This is a genomic window from Microcoleus sp. F4-D5, assembly GCF_036704885.1.
Classification (GTDB): Bacteria; Cyanobacteriota; Cyanobacteriia; order Cyanobacteriales; family Microcoleaceae; genus Microcoleus.
Genome location: NZ_JAUBSX010000073.1, coordinates 1 through 16,297, shown reverse-complemented (window position 1 = coordinate 16,297; position 16,297 = coordinate 1). Strand labels below are relative to the sequence as shown.

The 16,297-nt window shown below is 45.3% G+C and carries 15 protein-coding genes; 9 read left to right on the top strand and 6 right to left on the bottom strand.

Going from position 1 to position 16,297, the window contains the following annotated elements; translation table 11 throughout:
* Nucleotides 1–59: 59 nt before the first annotated feature.
* Entirely contained in the window at nucleotides 60–311 is a 252-nt protein-coding gene (locus QUA80_RS26050) for a hypothetical protein (protein ID WP_333427893.1), read from the bottom strand.
* A gap of 73 nt (nucleotides 312–384) precedes the next feature.
* Between QUA80_RS26050 and cax the strand changes: the two genes are divergently transcribed.
* Entirely contained in the window at nucleotides 385–1,506 is a 1,122-nt protein-coding gene (gene cax, locus QUA80_RS26045) for a calcium/proton exchanger (RefSeq protein WP_333427892.1), read from the top strand.
* Between the two features lie 772 nt (nucleotides 1,507–2,278).
* Nucleotides 2,279–4,348 carry a serine/threonine-protein kinase gene (locus tag QUA80_RS26040; protein WP_333427891.1) on the top strand — a complete coding sequence of 690 codons (2,070 nt, stop codon included), beginning with the start codon at nucleotides 2,279–2,281 and terminating at the stop codon, nucleotides 4,346–4,348.
* 279 nt (nucleotides 4,349–4,627) lie between these two features.
* Here QUA80_RS26040 and QUA80_RS26035 read toward each other — a convergent pair whose 3' ends face one another.
* Nucleotides 4,628–5,266, bottom strand: a complete 639-nt coding sequence (locus QUA80_RS26035; RefSeq protein WP_333427890.1) for a transaldolase family protein — start codon at nucleotides 5,264–5,266, stop codon at nucleotides 4,628–4,630.
* Between the two features lie 279 nt (nucleotides 5,267–5,545).
* Between QUA80_RS26035 and QUA80_RS26030 the strand changes: the two genes are divergently transcribed.
* Nucleotides 5,546–5,776, top strand: a complete 231-nt coding sequence (locus QUA80_RS26030) for a hypothetical protein (protein WP_333427889.1) — start codon at nucleotides 5,546–5,548, stop codon at nucleotides 5,774–5,776.
* A 138-nt stretch (nucleotides 5,777–5,914) separates the two neighbouring features.
* Here QUA80_RS26030 and QUA80_RS26025 read toward each other — a convergent pair whose 3' ends face one another.
* Nucleotides 5,915–6,277 (bottom strand): ElyC/SanA/YdcF family protein, encoded by a 363-nt coding sequence (locus QUA80_RS26025; RefSeq protein WP_333427888.1) that lies wholly within the window; start codon nucleotides 6,275–6,277, stop codon nucleotides 5,915–5,917.
* A 97-nt stretch (nucleotides 6,278–6,374) separates the two neighbouring features.
* On the opposite strand from QUA80_RS26025, the gene QUA80_RS26020 reads away from it, so the two are divergent.
* Nucleotides 6,375–7,046 carry an aminotransferase class IV gene (locus QUA80_RS26020; RefSeq protein WP_333427887.1) on the top strand — a complete coding sequence of 224 codons (672 nt, stop codon included), beginning with the start codon at nucleotides 6,375–6,377 and terminating at the stop codon, nucleotides 7,044–7,046.
* A gap of 116 nt (nucleotides 7,047–7,162) precedes the next feature.
* Nucleotides 7,163–8,614: an anthranilate synthase component I gene (locus tag QUA80_RS26015; protein WP_333427886.1), complete on the top strand. Its 1,452-nt coding sequence runs from the start codon at nucleotides 7,163–7,165 to the stop codon at nucleotides 8,612–8,614.
* 343 nt (nucleotides 8,615–8,957) lie between these two features.
* Here QUA80_RS26015 and QUA80_RS26010 read toward each other — a convergent pair whose 3' ends face one another.
* Together QUA80_RS26010 and QUA80_RS26005 are read right to left on the bottom strand one after the other, a co-directional pair.
* Nucleotides 8,958–10,277, bottom strand: coding sequence for a hypothetical protein (locus QUA80_RS26010; RefSeq protein ID WP_333427885.1), 1,320 nt, complete (start codon nucleotides 10,275–10,277; stop codon nucleotides 8,958–8,960).
* 7 nt (nucleotides 10,278–10,284) lie between these two features.
* The gene (locus tag QUA80_RS26005; protein ID WP_333427884.1) at nucleotides 10,285–10,953 is read right to left on the bottom strand and encodes a response regulator transcription factor; all 669 of its coding nucleotides are present in this window, start codon (nucleotides 10,951–10,953) and stop codon (nucleotides 10,285–10,287) included.
* 311 nt (nucleotides 10,954–11,264) lie between these two features.
* On the opposite strand from QUA80_RS26005, the gene QUA80_RS26000 reads away from it, so the two are divergent.
* The 4 genes from QUA80_RS26000 (at nucleotide 11,265) to QUA80_RS25985 (ending at nucleotide 14,427) form a co-directional block, all read left to right on the top strand.
* On the top strand, nucleotides 11,265–11,414 hold the full coding sequence (locus QUA80_RS26000; protein ID WP_333427883.1) for a hypothetical protein: 150 nt from the start codon (nucleotides 11,265–11,267) through the stop codon (nucleotides 11,412–11,414).
* A 111-nt stretch (nucleotides 11,415–11,525) separates the two neighbouring features.
* Nucleotides 11,526–11,759 (top strand): peptidoglycan-binding domain-containing protein, encoded by a 234-nt coding sequence (locus QUA80_RS25995; protein ID WP_333427882.1) that lies wholly within the window; start codon nucleotides 11,526–11,528, stop codon nucleotides 11,757–11,759.
* Nucleotides 11,760–12,100: 341 nt separating this feature from the next.
* Nucleotides 12,101–13,855, top strand: coding sequence for a sulfatase-like hydrolase/transferase (locus QUA80_RS25990; RefSeq protein WP_333427881.1), 1,755 nt, complete (start codon nucleotides 12,101–12,103; stop codon nucleotides 13,853–13,855).
* 269 nt (nucleotides 13,856–14,124) lie between these two features.
* Complete coding sequence (locus tag QUA80_RS25985; protein WP_333427880.1) at nucleotides 14,125–14,427, top strand: hypothetical protein; 303 nt, start codon at nucleotides 14,125–14,127, stop codon at nucleotides 14,425–14,427.
* Between the two features lie 1,513 nt (nucleotides 14,428–15,940).
* Here QUA80_RS25985 and QUA80_RS25980 read toward each other — a convergent pair.
* On the bottom strand, nucleotides 15,941–16,297 hold a 357-nt coding region (locus tag QUA80_RS25980), incomplete at its 5' end, for a transposase family protein (protein ID WP_333427879.1).

The following is a 16,297-nucleotide window of genomic DNA, read 5'->3' as shown; positions in this document are numbered from 1 at the left end:
AGTCCTAAGTATTATGTATAGCTATACTTGCAGAATCGCAATATTTAAAAATTATATCACTAGACGAACATCTGAAAAAACGATCGCCCAGAAATAGTCAACTTTGCTATCAAGACAATGCGGAACCTGATGCGATCGAGCGGGTAGAATAGGAAAATCGATTGAACCGATCGGCTAAACAAATCGCTCTCGCAGTTTGTCACATCTGTGAAAGCGGCAATCCAGCGATCGCCCGTTAGCGTTAGCTTTCGCGATCCGAAGGAAAGCCCTCGAAGAGGATCGCCCACTCCCAACTTTAAGCGAACACCCAAATCCCCAACCCTTCCCGTTTATTAAACTTTGTGGCAGGCTATGATTGACGGTTGGCAGCTTTTGAGAATCTAAATGCTAAACACAAATACAATTATTTCCAGCCTGCTGTTATTTATCCCAGTTTCCATCGCCGGACACTTTCTCGGCTGGGAATCCTCCACAATCTTCATCACCTCGGCTTTAGCCATCGTCCCTCTAGCGGCCTGGATGGGCACGGCCACCGAAGAAATCGCCGTCGTCCTCGGTGCCAATTTGGGGGGTTTGCTGAACGCTACCTTCGGAAATGCCACGGAACTAATTATCGGCATCGTCGCCCTCAACGCCGGACTAATAGATGTTGTCAAGGCCAGCCTCACCGGTTCAATTATGAGCAACCTGCTGTTGGTGATGGGATTTGCGATGCTGCTGGGCGGCTTGCGCTACAAAGAACAAGATTTTCAGCCGACTGTCGCCCGGTTGAATGCTTCAGCGATGAACTTAGCTGTGATTGCCATTTTGGTGCCGACGGCAGTTAATGCCACCTCTATTGGCATCCCTCCCCAAACTATGCAGAACCTCTCTAGCGCTGTTGCTGTAGTCCTGATTGTCGTCTACGTGCTGACGCTGCTGTTTTCGATGAAAACCCACAGTTATCTGTACGAGGCAGGGGTGGCAGAAATAGATATGCTTGAAGAATTAGCCGAAAGTAACTTAGCACCAGACAGCCCCGATCACAAAGTAAATCTGCCGCTGTGGATTGCGGTCCTATTGGCTTGTACTGTGATGGTAGCTGTCGAGTCGGAACTGCTGGTGGGTAGTCTAGAAGAAGCGACGGCGCGTTTGGGGCTGACATCACTGTTTACCGGGGTGATTTTAGTGCCGATTATTGGCAATGCGGCCGAACATACGACGGCGGTGACGGTGGCGATGAAAAATAAAATGGATTTATCGGTTTCTGTAGCAATGGGTTCGAGTTTGCAGATTGCTTTGTTTGTTGCCCCGGTGTTGGTTTTGGCAGGTTTTGTCTTGGGCAAACCGATGGACTTGAACTTCAACCCGTTTGAACTTGTAGCGGTTGCGGTGTCGGTGCTGATCGCCAATTCTATCAGTTCGGACGGCAACTCTAACTGGCTAGAAGGTACTTTGCTGTTGGCAGCTTATACGGTTTTGGGGCTGGCTTTCTACTTCCATCCGGTAATTGAGGGACTTATTTAACAAGCTTTCTTGTGCTGAAGGAAGTTCGGCAACGAAACAGTTTACGAGATTTAACCGATTTAAGGGATGGATGTTGAGGGAAGAAGGCAGAAGGCAGATGTTTTCAACTTTGCCACACTCCCAGATTCCCACACTCCCCGTCCCCCACACTCCCGCTCTTTCTCTGTTGCTTCGAGAGTTGTCGTGGCGATCGTACAATTGAAATCTGGCAGATCTCAGTTATTAGTTCTGATTTTTTTGTGAACCATCTGCTGTCATGAGGGGTTTTTGACCTCGATCGATCGGCTGGGACAAATAACAGAACCTCGATCTTCAACCCGATGTTAGATTCGATCGCCCCAAGTTATAGAAACAGACGAGATGGGGAAAACCAGGGAGACTTTAGTCCGCTTGACTTGAGCAACACTGAAAGATTTCAATCAAGAGTGCTCATGAGTCTTGTACTAGGTGTGCTACGATCGTCATAAGTTGAAAAGTGAGTATAACTAGACAACATAAAAACTCGTACTCTTATTTTTTTTGAGTACGCAGTCACACCTAACCGTGTTGCCGTCTAGGAAAACTCCTATTTGAATCAAAACCTAACTATCTCAAGAGGACTAATCAAGTACGGTAGGGCATACCGGAATTCACGCTTGAGGAGAAGACACCTCTACTTTGGCTCGAGTAATCCTGTCAAGGCAAGTGACTTCGCTGAACCAAGAATCTCAGTCACCAAGAGTGCTGAGAGTGTCAAAGTAAAATTTGATAGAGCAACCTCAGTCAGGGTTATGTGGCTTCTGTGAGTTATTGCCTCAATCCCAAATGCCCGAATCCCTCCGATCCAGCCAACTCTGGCAAATCCGCGTGTATCCACTGCGGGTCTGAACTTTTGTTGCAAGGTAGATATCGGCTAGTCGCGCCTCTCGGAGGCGGTGGCTTTGGCAGAACCTTTGAAGTGGACGACAACGGCTCCCGAAAAGTGCTCAAAGTCCTGCTCAAAGAACATCCCAAAGCTGTAGAACTTTTTAAGCAAGAAGCCGACGTATTAGTCAGGCTGAGACACCCAGGTATTCCAAAAGTCGATCGCGACGGTTATTTTACATTTTCGCCAGCTCACACCACAGAGTCTTTTCACTGTCTGGTGATGGAGAAAATTGCTGGTGCCAATTTGCAAGACTGGCTCAAACATCGAGGCCGCCCAATCAGTCAAGAACAAGCTCTCAACTGGCTCAAGCAACTGTCGGAAATTTTAGACCAAGTTCACCGACTCAACTATTTTCATCGGGATATCAAGCCGCACAATATTATGTGCAAGCCGAACGGGCAGTTAGTGCTGATAGACTTCGGGACTGCTAGGGAAGTGTCGGGGACTTATTTCGCGAAGGTGGGCCAGGGGCAAAATGTGACTGGTATTGTTTCCCCCGGCTACACGCCGCCGGAACAAACTAATGGGAAGGCTGTTCCGCAGTCGGATTTTTTTGCTTTGGGGCGCACTTTTGTTTATTTGCTGACTGGGAAGCCGCCGACTGCGTTTCCAGAGAACCCGCGCACGGGAAGATTAATGTGGCGCAAAGGAGCTCCTCAGGTTTCCGACGAGTTGGCTAATGTGATCGATTACCTGATGGCACCTTTTCCGGGAAATCGACCTCAAAGTCCGCAGATGGTTTTGCAGTGCTTGGAGGAAATTAATCTCGACGGTGCAGAAACTCAGTTGCCGACTCAGTTGCCGACGACGGGGCAAACTAAAATTCGCGCAACTTCCGGAGGGGCTGCGGCTACGAAGCAGAGTTCCATGAACCGCCTCAGACCTCTCAATTCGAGATTGAACAAGACCGAGAAAGAGGTTGTTGATTGGAAAAAGAAGTTGCTGGCGGGCACTGCGGTTTTGATGCTGGGTATTGGCGGGTCTCAAATTTACGGTTCGCTGCGTTACGGGGTGTTTCCGGCAAACCCGGTGTGGCTGCTTTCTAGTTTGCCTAGCAGTCAGTTTTTGCAAAGAAGTTTGGATAATGTCGGGAGTGTAAATGCCATCGCCCTGTCGCCGGACGGTCAAACTTTGGTCAGCGCCAGCTTTGGGACGATTAGAATTTGGAATGCGAGGACGGGACGCTTGGTGCGGACTCTCAATTCGGTGCATTCTAAAAAATCGGTCAAGACGGTGGCCGTGAGCCCGGACAGCTCGATTTTGGCCAGCGGCGGTGACGACAATAATGTGATTTTGTGGGATTTGAAGACGGGACGACGGGTGCGGACCATTCCCGCTCATAAAGCCGCCGTCAACGCGGTCGCTTTTAGCAGCGACGGTCAAACTCTCGCTAGCTGCAGCGACGACAAAACTGTTCGCTTGTGGAATGTCAAAACCGGTCACAGGTTGCGGACTTTGAGCGGTCACGCCGGAGGAGTAAACGCGATCGCTTTGAGCCGGGACGGTAAAACTCTCGCTAGCGGCAGCCAGGATAAGACTGTGCGTTTGTGGAACCTCGGCACCGGAGAAGTCAGAAGAATTATCACAGGTCACGGCGGCCCTGTTAATGCTGTGGCTTTTAGCCCCAACGGGCAAATTGTGGCTAGTGCTAGCACCGACAATACGATCCGTTTGTCGAACGTGCAAGACGGGAAGCGCACCCGCACTTTTAAAGGGCATTCGAGCTGGGTGAGGACGATCGCCTTTAGCCCGGACAGCCGCAGTTTGATCGGCGGGGGCGGAGATATTATAGTTTGGGATTTGAAGACGGGAAAAGAAAGAAGCACTCTTTCTGGTCACAGTCAGTTTGTGAGTTCTGTTGCTATTGCTAGAGATAGCAAGACTTTTGTGAGCGGCAGTCCCGATCGTACTATTAAGATTTGGCGAATGCCATAGTCCTACTGTTTGAGATTTGAGATTTGAGAATTGGTAATGACTGATTTTGTATGGGTGTGGCTCGCGGGCCTACAGTTGCATTGTTTTTTTTACTGGCCTCAGTAGTCCTATCACTTCCGGTTGCATGGGAATGATTAAACCGCTCTTGAACCATAGAACGCAGAGTCTCCAGAACAGAGGGATGAACTCTTCCGATGCTAGCGGATTTGATATTATTGACAACCCAGACCAATTACCCATTACCAATTCGTAATTTTCAAGTTTTACATAAATTTGGTATTATCCCAAAATTCCCCGCCCATTTTTCGCAAATTCATCAACTGTTTGCTGCGAAAGTTCGTGAACTGCGATCGCCTGCAACAGGTCAAAAGGCAATGTCAAATGATGTGCTCCAGCTAATAAAGTCTTCACCGCTTCTTCCGGCGATTTAATGCTAGCTGCCAAAATTTCAGTATTAGTTTTGTGCAACACATTTGCCATATCTTGCACTAAGGCAAAACCGTCTCCCAACAATCTGGTGGCGCGATTCACATAGGCGATCGCATATTTTGCCCCAGCTTCCGCCGAGACCGCAGCCTGCGCGGCGCTGTATATAGCCGTCACCGCGCAAGGAATTTCCCCTGACAAATGCGCTACTGCTTGAAAACCAGCCGCCGTTGCCGGAACTTTCAACACTGTTTGCTGTCCAATTAATTCAAAAGCCGCTTTTCCTTCTGCTATCATGCCATCAAAATCAGATGCAGTTAGCTGATAATATACTTCCCCAGGAATAAGTTTCGCCAGTTGTTTGAGAGTCACATCTGGAGATAAATCGCTTTTGGCCAGGAGGGTTGGATTAGTAGTAATACCCGAAAGCCAGCCGAACTTGCTCGCCTCTTTTGCTTCTGCTACTATTGCAGTATCGAGATAAATTCCCATCAAATCTACACCTTAATTTTCTGAGTTTATTCTGAGTTTTCCGATGCTTACTTTCAACTCAAGGTCACTGAGCGTGAAATTGATTGTTAGGCCTTAACTGTAGCAGATTAATCAAAATATTGCTAGTAAGTAAAAATAACAATTAAGTGATGGATATCACATCACTTGCTGATGGCGATCGTCAGGTAGGAAAACTTCGATAGCCAAATGCCGGAAACAAACAGTTTATATTTGTAGTATGAGTTATGTATGCAATAACTCAAGGAGGTGACTCATAAAATGATAGAAAAAGAAAATCAGCATTCACAAGTCAACCTTGAGATATCTTCTTGCGATCGAGCGGAGTTGGAAACACTAGCAGCAGCTACTCAAGAATTGTCGGAAAATGATAATTCTCAAACAGAGTTTCAAGCATTTGAAAATAACGGTGAAGATGGTTTGAAGGCTCTAGGACGCTTGATGATGGTGAGTCTAACTTGGTCGCTGGCAGGACTTTCTAAACGCAAGTAAATTTTTGGGTTATTTGTTATTGGTTATTGGTAATAAAGATTGGTTATGCTGCCAGAGTACCGTGAATCTTTAAGTTTTAAGATCCAATTCCTTATCCCTCGCCTGTGCTTTTTATAGTACAGGCTTTCCCATTTCCATTTAGGGTGAGATCTTAGCTGCTATGCCTTGTGCTTCTGCGTATTCCTGCATTGCTTTCACCTCGCTGTAGTCTTTGCTGCTGTTGTCTGCCGTTATCAAAAGTTGGCTAACTCCCTCGGCTTTGTAGAGATCGATCGCAGCTTGGACTCGATCGGCTAATATTGGCGTTGGAGTGCCACCGAACCAAACTCCCGCACCGAAAACAATGGCAATTGGTTCGGCGGGAACCTCGGCTAAATCGGTGCGCAGGTAGTTGCTTGTAACTAGCCTGACGTAGTAGTTGAGGGCTAGAGGTGCGAGCACTAAGGTTAATATTAACAGCCCGATGGCAAGGCGCCATAGAAATATAAAGGATTTAGGCAATATAAATTCAAGTAAACTTCCTATATAATTACACAAACAGACCGCTTCGCTGGTTGAAAACTTGTCAATTTAACTAAATTACATTATATTGATAAATATGATTAAACAACATTCAAAGTTTGAATTGCTAGAATCACTTTTATGGGAACCCAAAAAAGGCTATTTTTTGCTAGACAGACATCTGAAAAGATTAGAGAGATCGGCTGATTATTTTAATTTCCCTCTATCGCTAACAGAAGCAAGCAAAGCTTTACAAGCATTAAGTATGACTTGCGGGTCAGTCAAACAAAAAATACGCTTAACAATATCTTGTGAGGGAAACATAACATTACAGGCTCAGACACTAGATAGCGGTATCTTAAAAATCGGTGCATCTGTGGGAATTGCCCGCAAACCGATCGATTCTCAAAACCAATTTCTTTACCACAAGACAACTTACCGATTGCCTTATACAATGGCTTTGGAGTCGCAGCCCGAATATCAGGATGTCTTTCTGTGGAATCAAGATGGAGTTATCACCGAATCCACGATCGCCAATATCGCGATCGATACACCCGCAGGTTTAATCACACCTCCCGTCAAGTGCGGTTTATTACCGGGGACGTTTCGTGCTCAACTTTTAGAGGAGGGAAAAATCAGAGAAGAGTTAATTACCTTGGATGATTTGCGCAGTACCAAAACTCTATTTCTCATTAACTCCGTTAGGGGTTGGATACGTCTCAAAAAAGAAGCAAGCCGAGATGTTTGGCAAGTTGTCAGTAATGGCTGAGATAACGCTTTCAATCGATTTTAGCAGGTACTAACTGTGCAGTTTACTACTACAGATAGTGCCAAAATTGACTCATTGCGTAAGTCCTGAAAGTGTTAACCGTAGTGCAATCTATTATGAAACAAATACAACCTTGGCATTGGCGAAAGCTTCCCCTAAATCAGCGCAGCGGATCTGAGATTTTTCAAATTTTATTTCTCGCTAAAACTGCCGGCAGTGCAAGCTCAATATCGGATTGTTTCCCCCGCGATATGGCTGTTCTGCTAGAAAGTCCAGTTACATCTTCTACTAAATTGGCGCGATATTCTATTTGTGCAGGTTCTCCCCGGATAATTGACGGTCAATCTCAGCTATGGACACCGGCAGTCGGTGAAATTTTACCTTTTTTGCGCGCTCTTTTGGACTCTCAAAAGCAAAATTTAGCAGTGAATGTACCGCCGGAGATTCCTTTTACTGGGGGTTGGTTGGGATGGCTAGGTTATGATTTAGCATGGGAAATCGAACACCTGCCCCAACTCAATACCGATCCGCTTCCTTTTCCGGTTAGCTGTTGGTACGAACCAGAATCTTTTGCGGTTTTAGACAGTCAAACGCAAATTCTATGGTTGGCTGCGAGTCAACCTTCTCACCTCGATGTTATGCAACATCAATTAGAGCAAACCCAGCCAGAAATAATCCCCAATAATTCCCCGGAAAATTATCAACAAAATTCCCCTTCTCCTATTTTCCAATTATCTAAGAGTGAGTATAAAGAAATAGTGCGAAAAGCTCAGAATTATATTCATGCGGGCGATATTTTTCAGGCTAATTTATCTTTGCGGTTTGAAACCCGTACAGATTGCAGTAGTTGGTCAATTTACCGCGCTTTGCAACGGATCAATCCTTCGCCTTTTGCCAGTTATTGGCAAACTCCGTGGGGGGCGATAGTTAGTTGTTCGCCGGAAAGACTCGTTCAATTATTAGGAAAACAAGTGGATACTAGACCGATCGCGGGAACGAGACCGCGAGGTTTAACCTGCATTCAAGATGAGCATTTAGCACAGGAATTAATAGAGAATATCAAAGAAAGAGCCGAACATATTATGTTAGTTGACTTAGAGCGCAACGATATCGGGAGGGTGTGTGAATGGGGTTCGGTAAAAGTTAACGAATTTCTGACAGTTGAACGCTACAGTCACGTGATGCACCTCGTCAGTAATGTTATCGGTACATTAAGAAGAGATTGCGACGCGATCGACTTAATTCGAGGGGTATTTCCGGGCGGTACGATTACAGGTTGTCCGAAAGTGCGCTGTCTGGAAATCATCGAAGAATTGGAACCTGTGAAGCGCAATTTATTTTACGGTTCCTGCGGTTATTTGGACTGGCGCGGCAACCTAGACTTAAATATTTTTATTCGCACACTTTTATACGCACAAAAAAGTAACGGTACTCCTGGGGGAATTGTTTGGGGACAAGTGGGTGCGGGGATTGTTGCTGATAGCGATCCAGAAAGGGAATGGCAGGAGTCGCTGCATAAAGCTCAAGCTCAACTTAATGCTTTGAAATTAGCGGAAATTTTTGATTAGATGCGTCTTATATCGATCGAGTTGTTAAGATAGTTGAACATTTAAATCGCCGATTTACTTTTGATATCATGTTCGGTCGATTGACCGCGATCTAATCATCAGTAAGAACACCACCCCCATCAAATTGGGGATTACCTGATTGATTTGGATATAGTCCCGCAGGCCTTAGATGAGGAGATGACGCTGGTATTTTGAGGAGCGAAAATTCAGCCTGGGCTTACGGTTTCTTTACACAACTTTATATCGTGTCCTACGTTGCGCGTATCTCGGCTGTTCCCCGAGCAGGCGCTACAGTCTGCGCTAACTTGGGCCAGAAGTAAAACCCAATTCTATTCAACAATAGCTATGGCTTCACTAACCAAGAAAGTTCGCAAATCACCCCTCCCTTGGGCAAAGATTCTCGTCGAAACTGTCCCCCCAATCGTTGAGCCAAAATGTGAGAGTGCTTTGTTCCCTGTTGTCCTTGTTCGGGTTTAAGTCCAGGGCCATTGTCTTGCACCTTGAGAACGTATTGCCCCTGGCGATCTTCTCCCGTCACGACAATTCGAGTTGTTCCAAGAGCGTGTTTCCCCACGTTACATAAAGCTTCCTCTAACCACAAACACAAATCCCGCTTTATGTCCAAGGTGAGGTTAGTTTGCTCGATGGGGGAGAAATTCCGAACTTTGACTTGAATGGTCTGGAAATAGGGCAAATTGCGCTTCAAAGTAATGGCATAAACTTCATACAATAAATTATGCAGGGGACGGTTGAGATCGATACAAGTGCCTTCCCCCAGACGGAGTGTTTGTTCGGAATTAGGGGGTTCTAGGCTGGTTAAAACGGCTGTTGAGTGTTGCTCTGAATCCGCTTCCTCGGTGAGACTGCGCCCCACTGCCCGGATCTCTGCATTCAGGTCATGCAAGCGTTGGAACAATTGTTGAGATGGCATCTGTTCTTGCTGCATATCCCGCAGGAGGAGAGCTAAGGTTTGCAAAGGGCCATTGTGGATTTGCGTGAAGGCTTGTTCCATTGCCTGCTGACGAATCGCCTGTCGCTCGACAATTTGAGCATAGTACAGGAGACGCTCGGTATATAAGCCCTCGACGATATCTTGGACGCGGTTATAAAACAGAATGAGGAGAATTTGTATCCCCATTGTTGGGCCGAGAGAGATGAATAAATCCAATCCTCGCGAAGTGCGAAGTTCTGGCGGGTGCAGCAGCAAATATGTGAGAATTGGGGCAGCGATCGCCATCCAAGCGATGAGAGTTGCAATGACCAATTGCTGGCGGCGACGCAGGGCGATCAGCATCACCATTGTCAATACGAACAATGCGGGTGTTACAGGGGGCAAACTACCTACAAGGGTGGTGTCCGACGAGACGATCGCTTGTAGGGTATATAACCAACTGGGAACCACTACAAACATTACCCCTGCCAATAAAGCCAGATTTATCACTTGTTGCAAGCTCTCTGGTTTTTTGTAGAGACGAATCAGTAAAATCAGGCAGGCGATCGCCAACAACGGAGGTGTAATCAGATAAATAGTACGAGGGTGTGGTTGCAGCCGGTGCAGAAATGTAGCAATAGTTGCGCCAATCGTCGCCAAACTCAACATGGCCAGAACGACTCGGCGCTTTAAAATTAAAATATTATTATATGGCTCATTAATCGTAGACATTGCCCGTTCAGTCAATTAATCCGATTTCACGGGCACGAATTTGGGTTTGCGCCCGCAGATTTTTTCCCTCTTCTGGATATATATCGAGTGTATCCTGAATCTTAGACCAATAGTGGCGAATCATCCGCTCGGATTTGTGCATGGTTTGGGCGATCGCTTTATCCTGAAGTCCCTCCTCAAAAGCGAGTCGCATGACCTCTAACCATTCCGGTTTCACTTCTAAACCGGTTTGGAGATCTTTGGTATGGGTCAATCCTTGCATAGCCCACTCCATCCGCATCAGGAAGGTATCTACCGGCACGCTTTTGTCGGCAATCGTCAATCCGCCCTGATGGTTGTCAATTTCCGGCATGATGCGAATTAATGCCTTGACGTTACTGCTTTGCACCATCAGGTTGAGCAGGGGATAATCGTGCATCAATAACTTGAGCAATCTCAATCCATGCTCGACGTTGGCAGATGTCCCTGATGTCTCTGGAATGGACAAATCTACAATTGCCAGGTCAGGCAAATGCTTTCTCACTTGCGCTAGAGCATCCTGGACTGTTTGGCAAGAGCGGATTTGTGCTGTAGGAAAGCGATCGCTAACCAGACTAATCGTTCCATTTAGAAGCAGGCGATGGTCATCAACAATCAGAATCTCTACTGGCTGCTTTTGGGTCGAGCTATGGGACATTACCGCTTACCTGACACAATAACTTTGATCTTACTTTGCGAGGGACGCTTGAAGTCGCTAGCGATTAATCCCTATGAGTTAGACCCTATTCATTCGGGACAACTTAAGAAAAAGAAACTTTTGTCAATGAGTAAATATATCTAATTAGCCTGTCATGAATGAGCCCGATCGGCTCATTACCGAAAACTGCCATGCAGATGACCGAAAATACCAACTCAACTTCTCTGAAACTACCAATGATGCAAGTGGTCTGATTTTTCCATACTGGAATCATCAAAGACAAACAACATTGATTTCAGGAGGTTCAACCGATGCGCGCCGATCAAACAACTCACTCTACCTTAACCCCAGGCAGCAAGAACAATGAACTCAATCAGGTTAAATACCTGCAAGAACAACTCAATATCTTCTACCACACCTATATTAGTGTTGATGGCGAATTTGGCAATCTTAATGAATAGTATGTCAAAAAAAATCAAACCGAGTTGCCTAAAAGTTGATGGCATCATTGGGGCACAAACTTGGAGTTACATCGACGCCATTGTCCCTTATTCAACAAAATGCACTCTACCTTGAGCCAAAGCAAAAACAACAATCCCAATGAAGTGAAATATCTACAGGCACGGCTCAATCAAGCCAAAAGACAAGGAAAATCGGGTACAAGCACGATTGCCGTTAATGGCAACTTTGACAATAAAACCACAACGCGAGTGAAACAATTTCAATCCTATCTCCATTTAACTGCTGATGGAGTTGTTGGGAATAAAACCTGGTTAGTTCTGGAAGACGCGATTTTAAAAAGCTAACACGCCTGACTTGGTTATTCCTAATTAAAGCAAGGGTGAAGTCTGAAATCGTCTCCGGTATTATTGGTAGTGTAAGAATAATTTTGAAGATTGTTTGCACCAATCGCGAGTTAAATTTTGACCACAGATGCAGACAAGAGTAGCGGCTTCCCGCAGGGTAAAAAGATAAACACCGACGATCGCAGATATGAGGTCTATTTTTTTACACAACCGATGAAACCGGAAAGGAGATGACTAGACCTCACCGGACAAATTATAAACACAGGAGAAAATCCTGGCTGTTCTTTGAAAGTTATCTCAGTAATCTTGGGATTTCTTATATTTCGTAAAATTCAATCAAGATGATGAAAAGACGGACATTTCTATCGACAACTGGCTTAGCAGGAGCTGCACTACTTGGGTCTGGGCTTCTGAATAAATCCGACACTCCGGCAATTGCACAAACATCGGGATATCAAAGGTCGGGATATAAAAAGCCCAATATCCTTGTGATTGTCGTAGACCAACTACGCACTCCCCAATGGTTTCCAGCACAAGCCACTCTCGACAAATATCTACCCGCGATCGCAAAATTGCGAAAGAGTTCAGTCAACTTCACGCGGTACTATACAGCAGCAACAGCCTGCACGGCGGCTCGCGGCACATTGGTGACAGGTTTATACTCCCACCAAACATTTGTGATGGATACGCATTTGAATGATGGTGGTGAGAGTAGTAGCATACTCTTTCCAGCGCCAGCGCCAAGTCTTAATCCTGGCTTTCCTACCTGGGGAAAACTGTTGCGAGACAACTTTGGTTACAGTACGTGGTGGTTCGGTAAATGGCATTTATCCACCGGAAATTCCCTGGAACCCTACGGATTTAGTGGCGGAACTTATCCTTCCCCCAATGGTAATCCCGGAGAAGGTTTAGAAGTAGACCCTTATATTGTCAAAGGCGGTACGCCTCCTCAAGGGATTCAAGCCACCGCACAGTTCGCCGAGTGGCTCAATTCCAACAATGCCAAAAATACTCCTTGGTGTACGACCATCAGCTTAATCAACCCCCATGACATTTCTTGGTACCCCCAAGGGACGAAGGAAATACCCGCAGAAAGCAACCCGCCAAGTGTCTTCAAAGATAGAATTCCCAACTTTGAAAACCCCATCGGCTTAGCGAAAAAGCCCCGCTTGCAAGAAGCATTCCGCCGAGCAGCAAACTTAGGGGCTGGCTACTTACCGCCAAAATTCGGAGAACCCTGGCTGAAACTGTTGGATTCATACCTACTATTCCAACAATTTGTGGACGCTCAAATCGGGAAAGCACTTGATATTTTAGAAAAATCCCCATTTGCCCAAAATACGATCGTCGTGTTTACCTCAGACCACGGCGAATATGGCGGTTCTCACGGGTTGCGCGGTAAAAGTGCTGGTGTCTATGAAGAATCAATTAACGTTCCTCTTTACATCAAAGACCCAACTAAACAGTGGGTTTCCACCCCAGGAACAGAACGGACACAACTTTGCTCTAGCGTAGATATTGTTCCCTTGTTACTTACCCTCGCTAGTGGAGATAATAGATGGCGTACCCAACGGGCATTCTCGCATTTAAAGACACGCTTGGATATTGCCCAAATCCTGCGCCAACCAAATGCGTCAGGTCGCCCTTACATTCTTCATACGACAGATGAACTGATCTTAGATTTGTTGGGCGCTTTGCTACTCTTCGGCGATGCTCCCAATCATGTGATTGGATATCGCACAGACAAAGCGAAACTAGGAGCTTATAACTTCTGGCGTTCTGGCACCATCGATATTGAAACCAAAGGTATGGAAGCAGAACTTTACAACTACAGTACAGCTAGAGGAAAGCAGGAATTAGATAACGTCAGGAACTCTCAAGTTAGATTGTACTCTCAACTGGTGAGCCATCTCTTTAACGACGCTATTCCCAATGAGTTGCGTAAACCTCTACCTACACCCGAACTGCAAGCCGTGCAACAACAAGCCTTAAAAGACTATTTGTCCTTCGCCGACCAGACAACCCGGACAAAAAGCAGGCTGGATAAAACAGATGAACATCTCCTGGCGTTAAATGCTGCAATTGCTAATTTGTAGCTTCGCGCCACATAGAGCGAAAAATTTTGGGGAACAGGAAATCGGGGGTGCGGTATAAAAACCCCATGTCTGATTCCGAAGCCTCTGTTAAACCCCATCAATTTTGGCTTTAAGTGCTGATGGAATTGTTAGGAATAATACCTAGTCAGTTCTAGAAGAATCACTCCGGAAAAGTTAATAAGGCTGACTTGGGAACTCCTAATTTAATCCAGGTGAAGTCTGGTTAGACTTCACCTTTTTTTTTATGAAACAGGGAAGGAGGAAGACTAATGGATAAGATAACTCTTGTGTCGAGCCTAATTATATTTGGTACAGCGGGATTAATTGCGTGCGTTGTCTATCATGAACTTTGTTGGTGGCGACGAATCCGTTGTTTGGAACAACAACTGCTAACACAGCAACAGTTAATCGAGGTGCTTGAGGCAGAAATTCACAATGGTGCCTTACAAAGGCTGGCGTTTTTGATCAGAGAGCTTCAGATTCATGAGTTGTCCCAACAAGAGTTACTCCAGCATTTACGCTCTGTTTATCAAGATGTTCAGGCTGCTTTTTCTGCTGAAAAATCCCACTAATTTAAGATGGCTTTAACAGCCATTCTCTGTTGAATTGCGTAGATTGGCTCATAGACATTCGCTCCACTTTCTTAATCGGTCACGAGTGGAGCTTCTCAAGCCACAGCCAACCTGATAGCAATCAAGGGTTTGGGCGATTAACCTGCAAAGGCAAGACCCTATCAAGCTGATTACTGAAAAGTGCAATGCTGATGACCGAAAATACCAACTCAACTTGTCTGAAACTACCAATGATTAATGATTGTTGTGGCCTAAGTTTTCCATACTGGAATCATTAATACATAAGTCATATCAGGTCCGATCGAGTAACCATGATTAAACTTTTGCTTCCTGCCACCAATAGAAATGAGTCAAACCACGCTCGCTAGCTGTTTGAGATTTAACAGTTTTCGACACCGCTCAAATAAAACAGCTTCTAATTCATCTTGCGTTTTTAAAACAGTGATTAGCTATCGGTTCATTTGTCGGCAGGCCACAGTCTTTCACGGCTGTTGCAGTTCGGGTGAATGTGAAGGCAGACAATATAAATCTATCCCCAAGGGGATTTTTACGCTTTCACTCAAATGCCATGGGGCTCCATCCACTACTAAAATTACTCTTTTTTTGGGCCATACTTTCCTACTGGAAAGCTCTCATCTGCTAAAACTCGCTCGAAAAGCTGGCTATTGACAAAGGGTAGTATCCACTCTTTTGGTTTCTCCGGTACTCGGATGTACGAAACCATATAACCACAACCATTGAAACCGCCAGTTAACCACAGCCGTAGCATTACTAAACTCATCCACCCATTCGGGTCTCAAAACAGGTTTCAATCAAGCGACGATGTTCGTCCATTGACCCGACTTCTAGGGCGCTTGAAGGGTTCTCCTTCTTGATTTTTAAGACGAACCGACCCAGATTTTTTTTTCCATTCCTGCAAGTTCTGCGGATATCTGATTCCTTATGTTCTGGGCGAGGAACTCTCAATCGAAACTTCATTGACAAGAGATATTCCCACCCTATGCAGACGACAGACTTTTTCACCCTTGAGTTCACTCATGCAGTCAGCCGCTTTACGACTATTCCACAGTCCGCCATCAGGGGGTGGCTGCTTTAGGACTTGCCAGAATTGAGATTGTTCCACATCATTTAGCAGAGGGTCACGCTGGGTATGCAAGGCAACGCCGATGTGCGAGGGATTCTGGTCCTAAATGGTTGTATCCCCAAACTCGCTTCATAAATCCAACCGCGACTATAACCTGTCACTCCCATCACTTCTGCGGTAGTTTTGCCCCCAGCTAGTAGCCAAATAATTTGGTAATGATGGGTTGTTGTTTTAGCTTGACGGAAACGAGCTTGGAGCTTCGTCTATACTCAGATATACTCAAGACATCTCCAAAAATAATCAAGCCCTTTGTATAGCTAGGTTATAGGGTATAAATGCAATCATAGTAAATTAGCTAGTATCTACGACAAAATAAGGTATTGAGATATTTGCTGTTGATAATTAGGCAAAAATATTGAGTTATATGCGTCAATTTTCACCCGATGATATAGAGGATATTTCTCTTGGTAATATTAGCGCCATAATTCGTAATCTTACCAATCCACAAATCGTCAACATTACCTCAGCATATTTTTGAGGATTTAGCCTAAATCTTTCTTGGATAACTCGAAATATTTTGACTGACCGAATTCGATGCTCAACGAATATTCGGTTTGCCGAAAATTCTTTGTTTTGTTCTTTTTGTTCAATTGTTAGTTCTCGATTTTTGGGTTTTTTAATGGGAGTTGTAATTAAATCTTCTCCAATATATGCTTTATCTCCTTTAAATCTTTGTTGTGGGTCAAACTCGGAGCGATATTCCCTAAATATTGTTATATCGCTTTT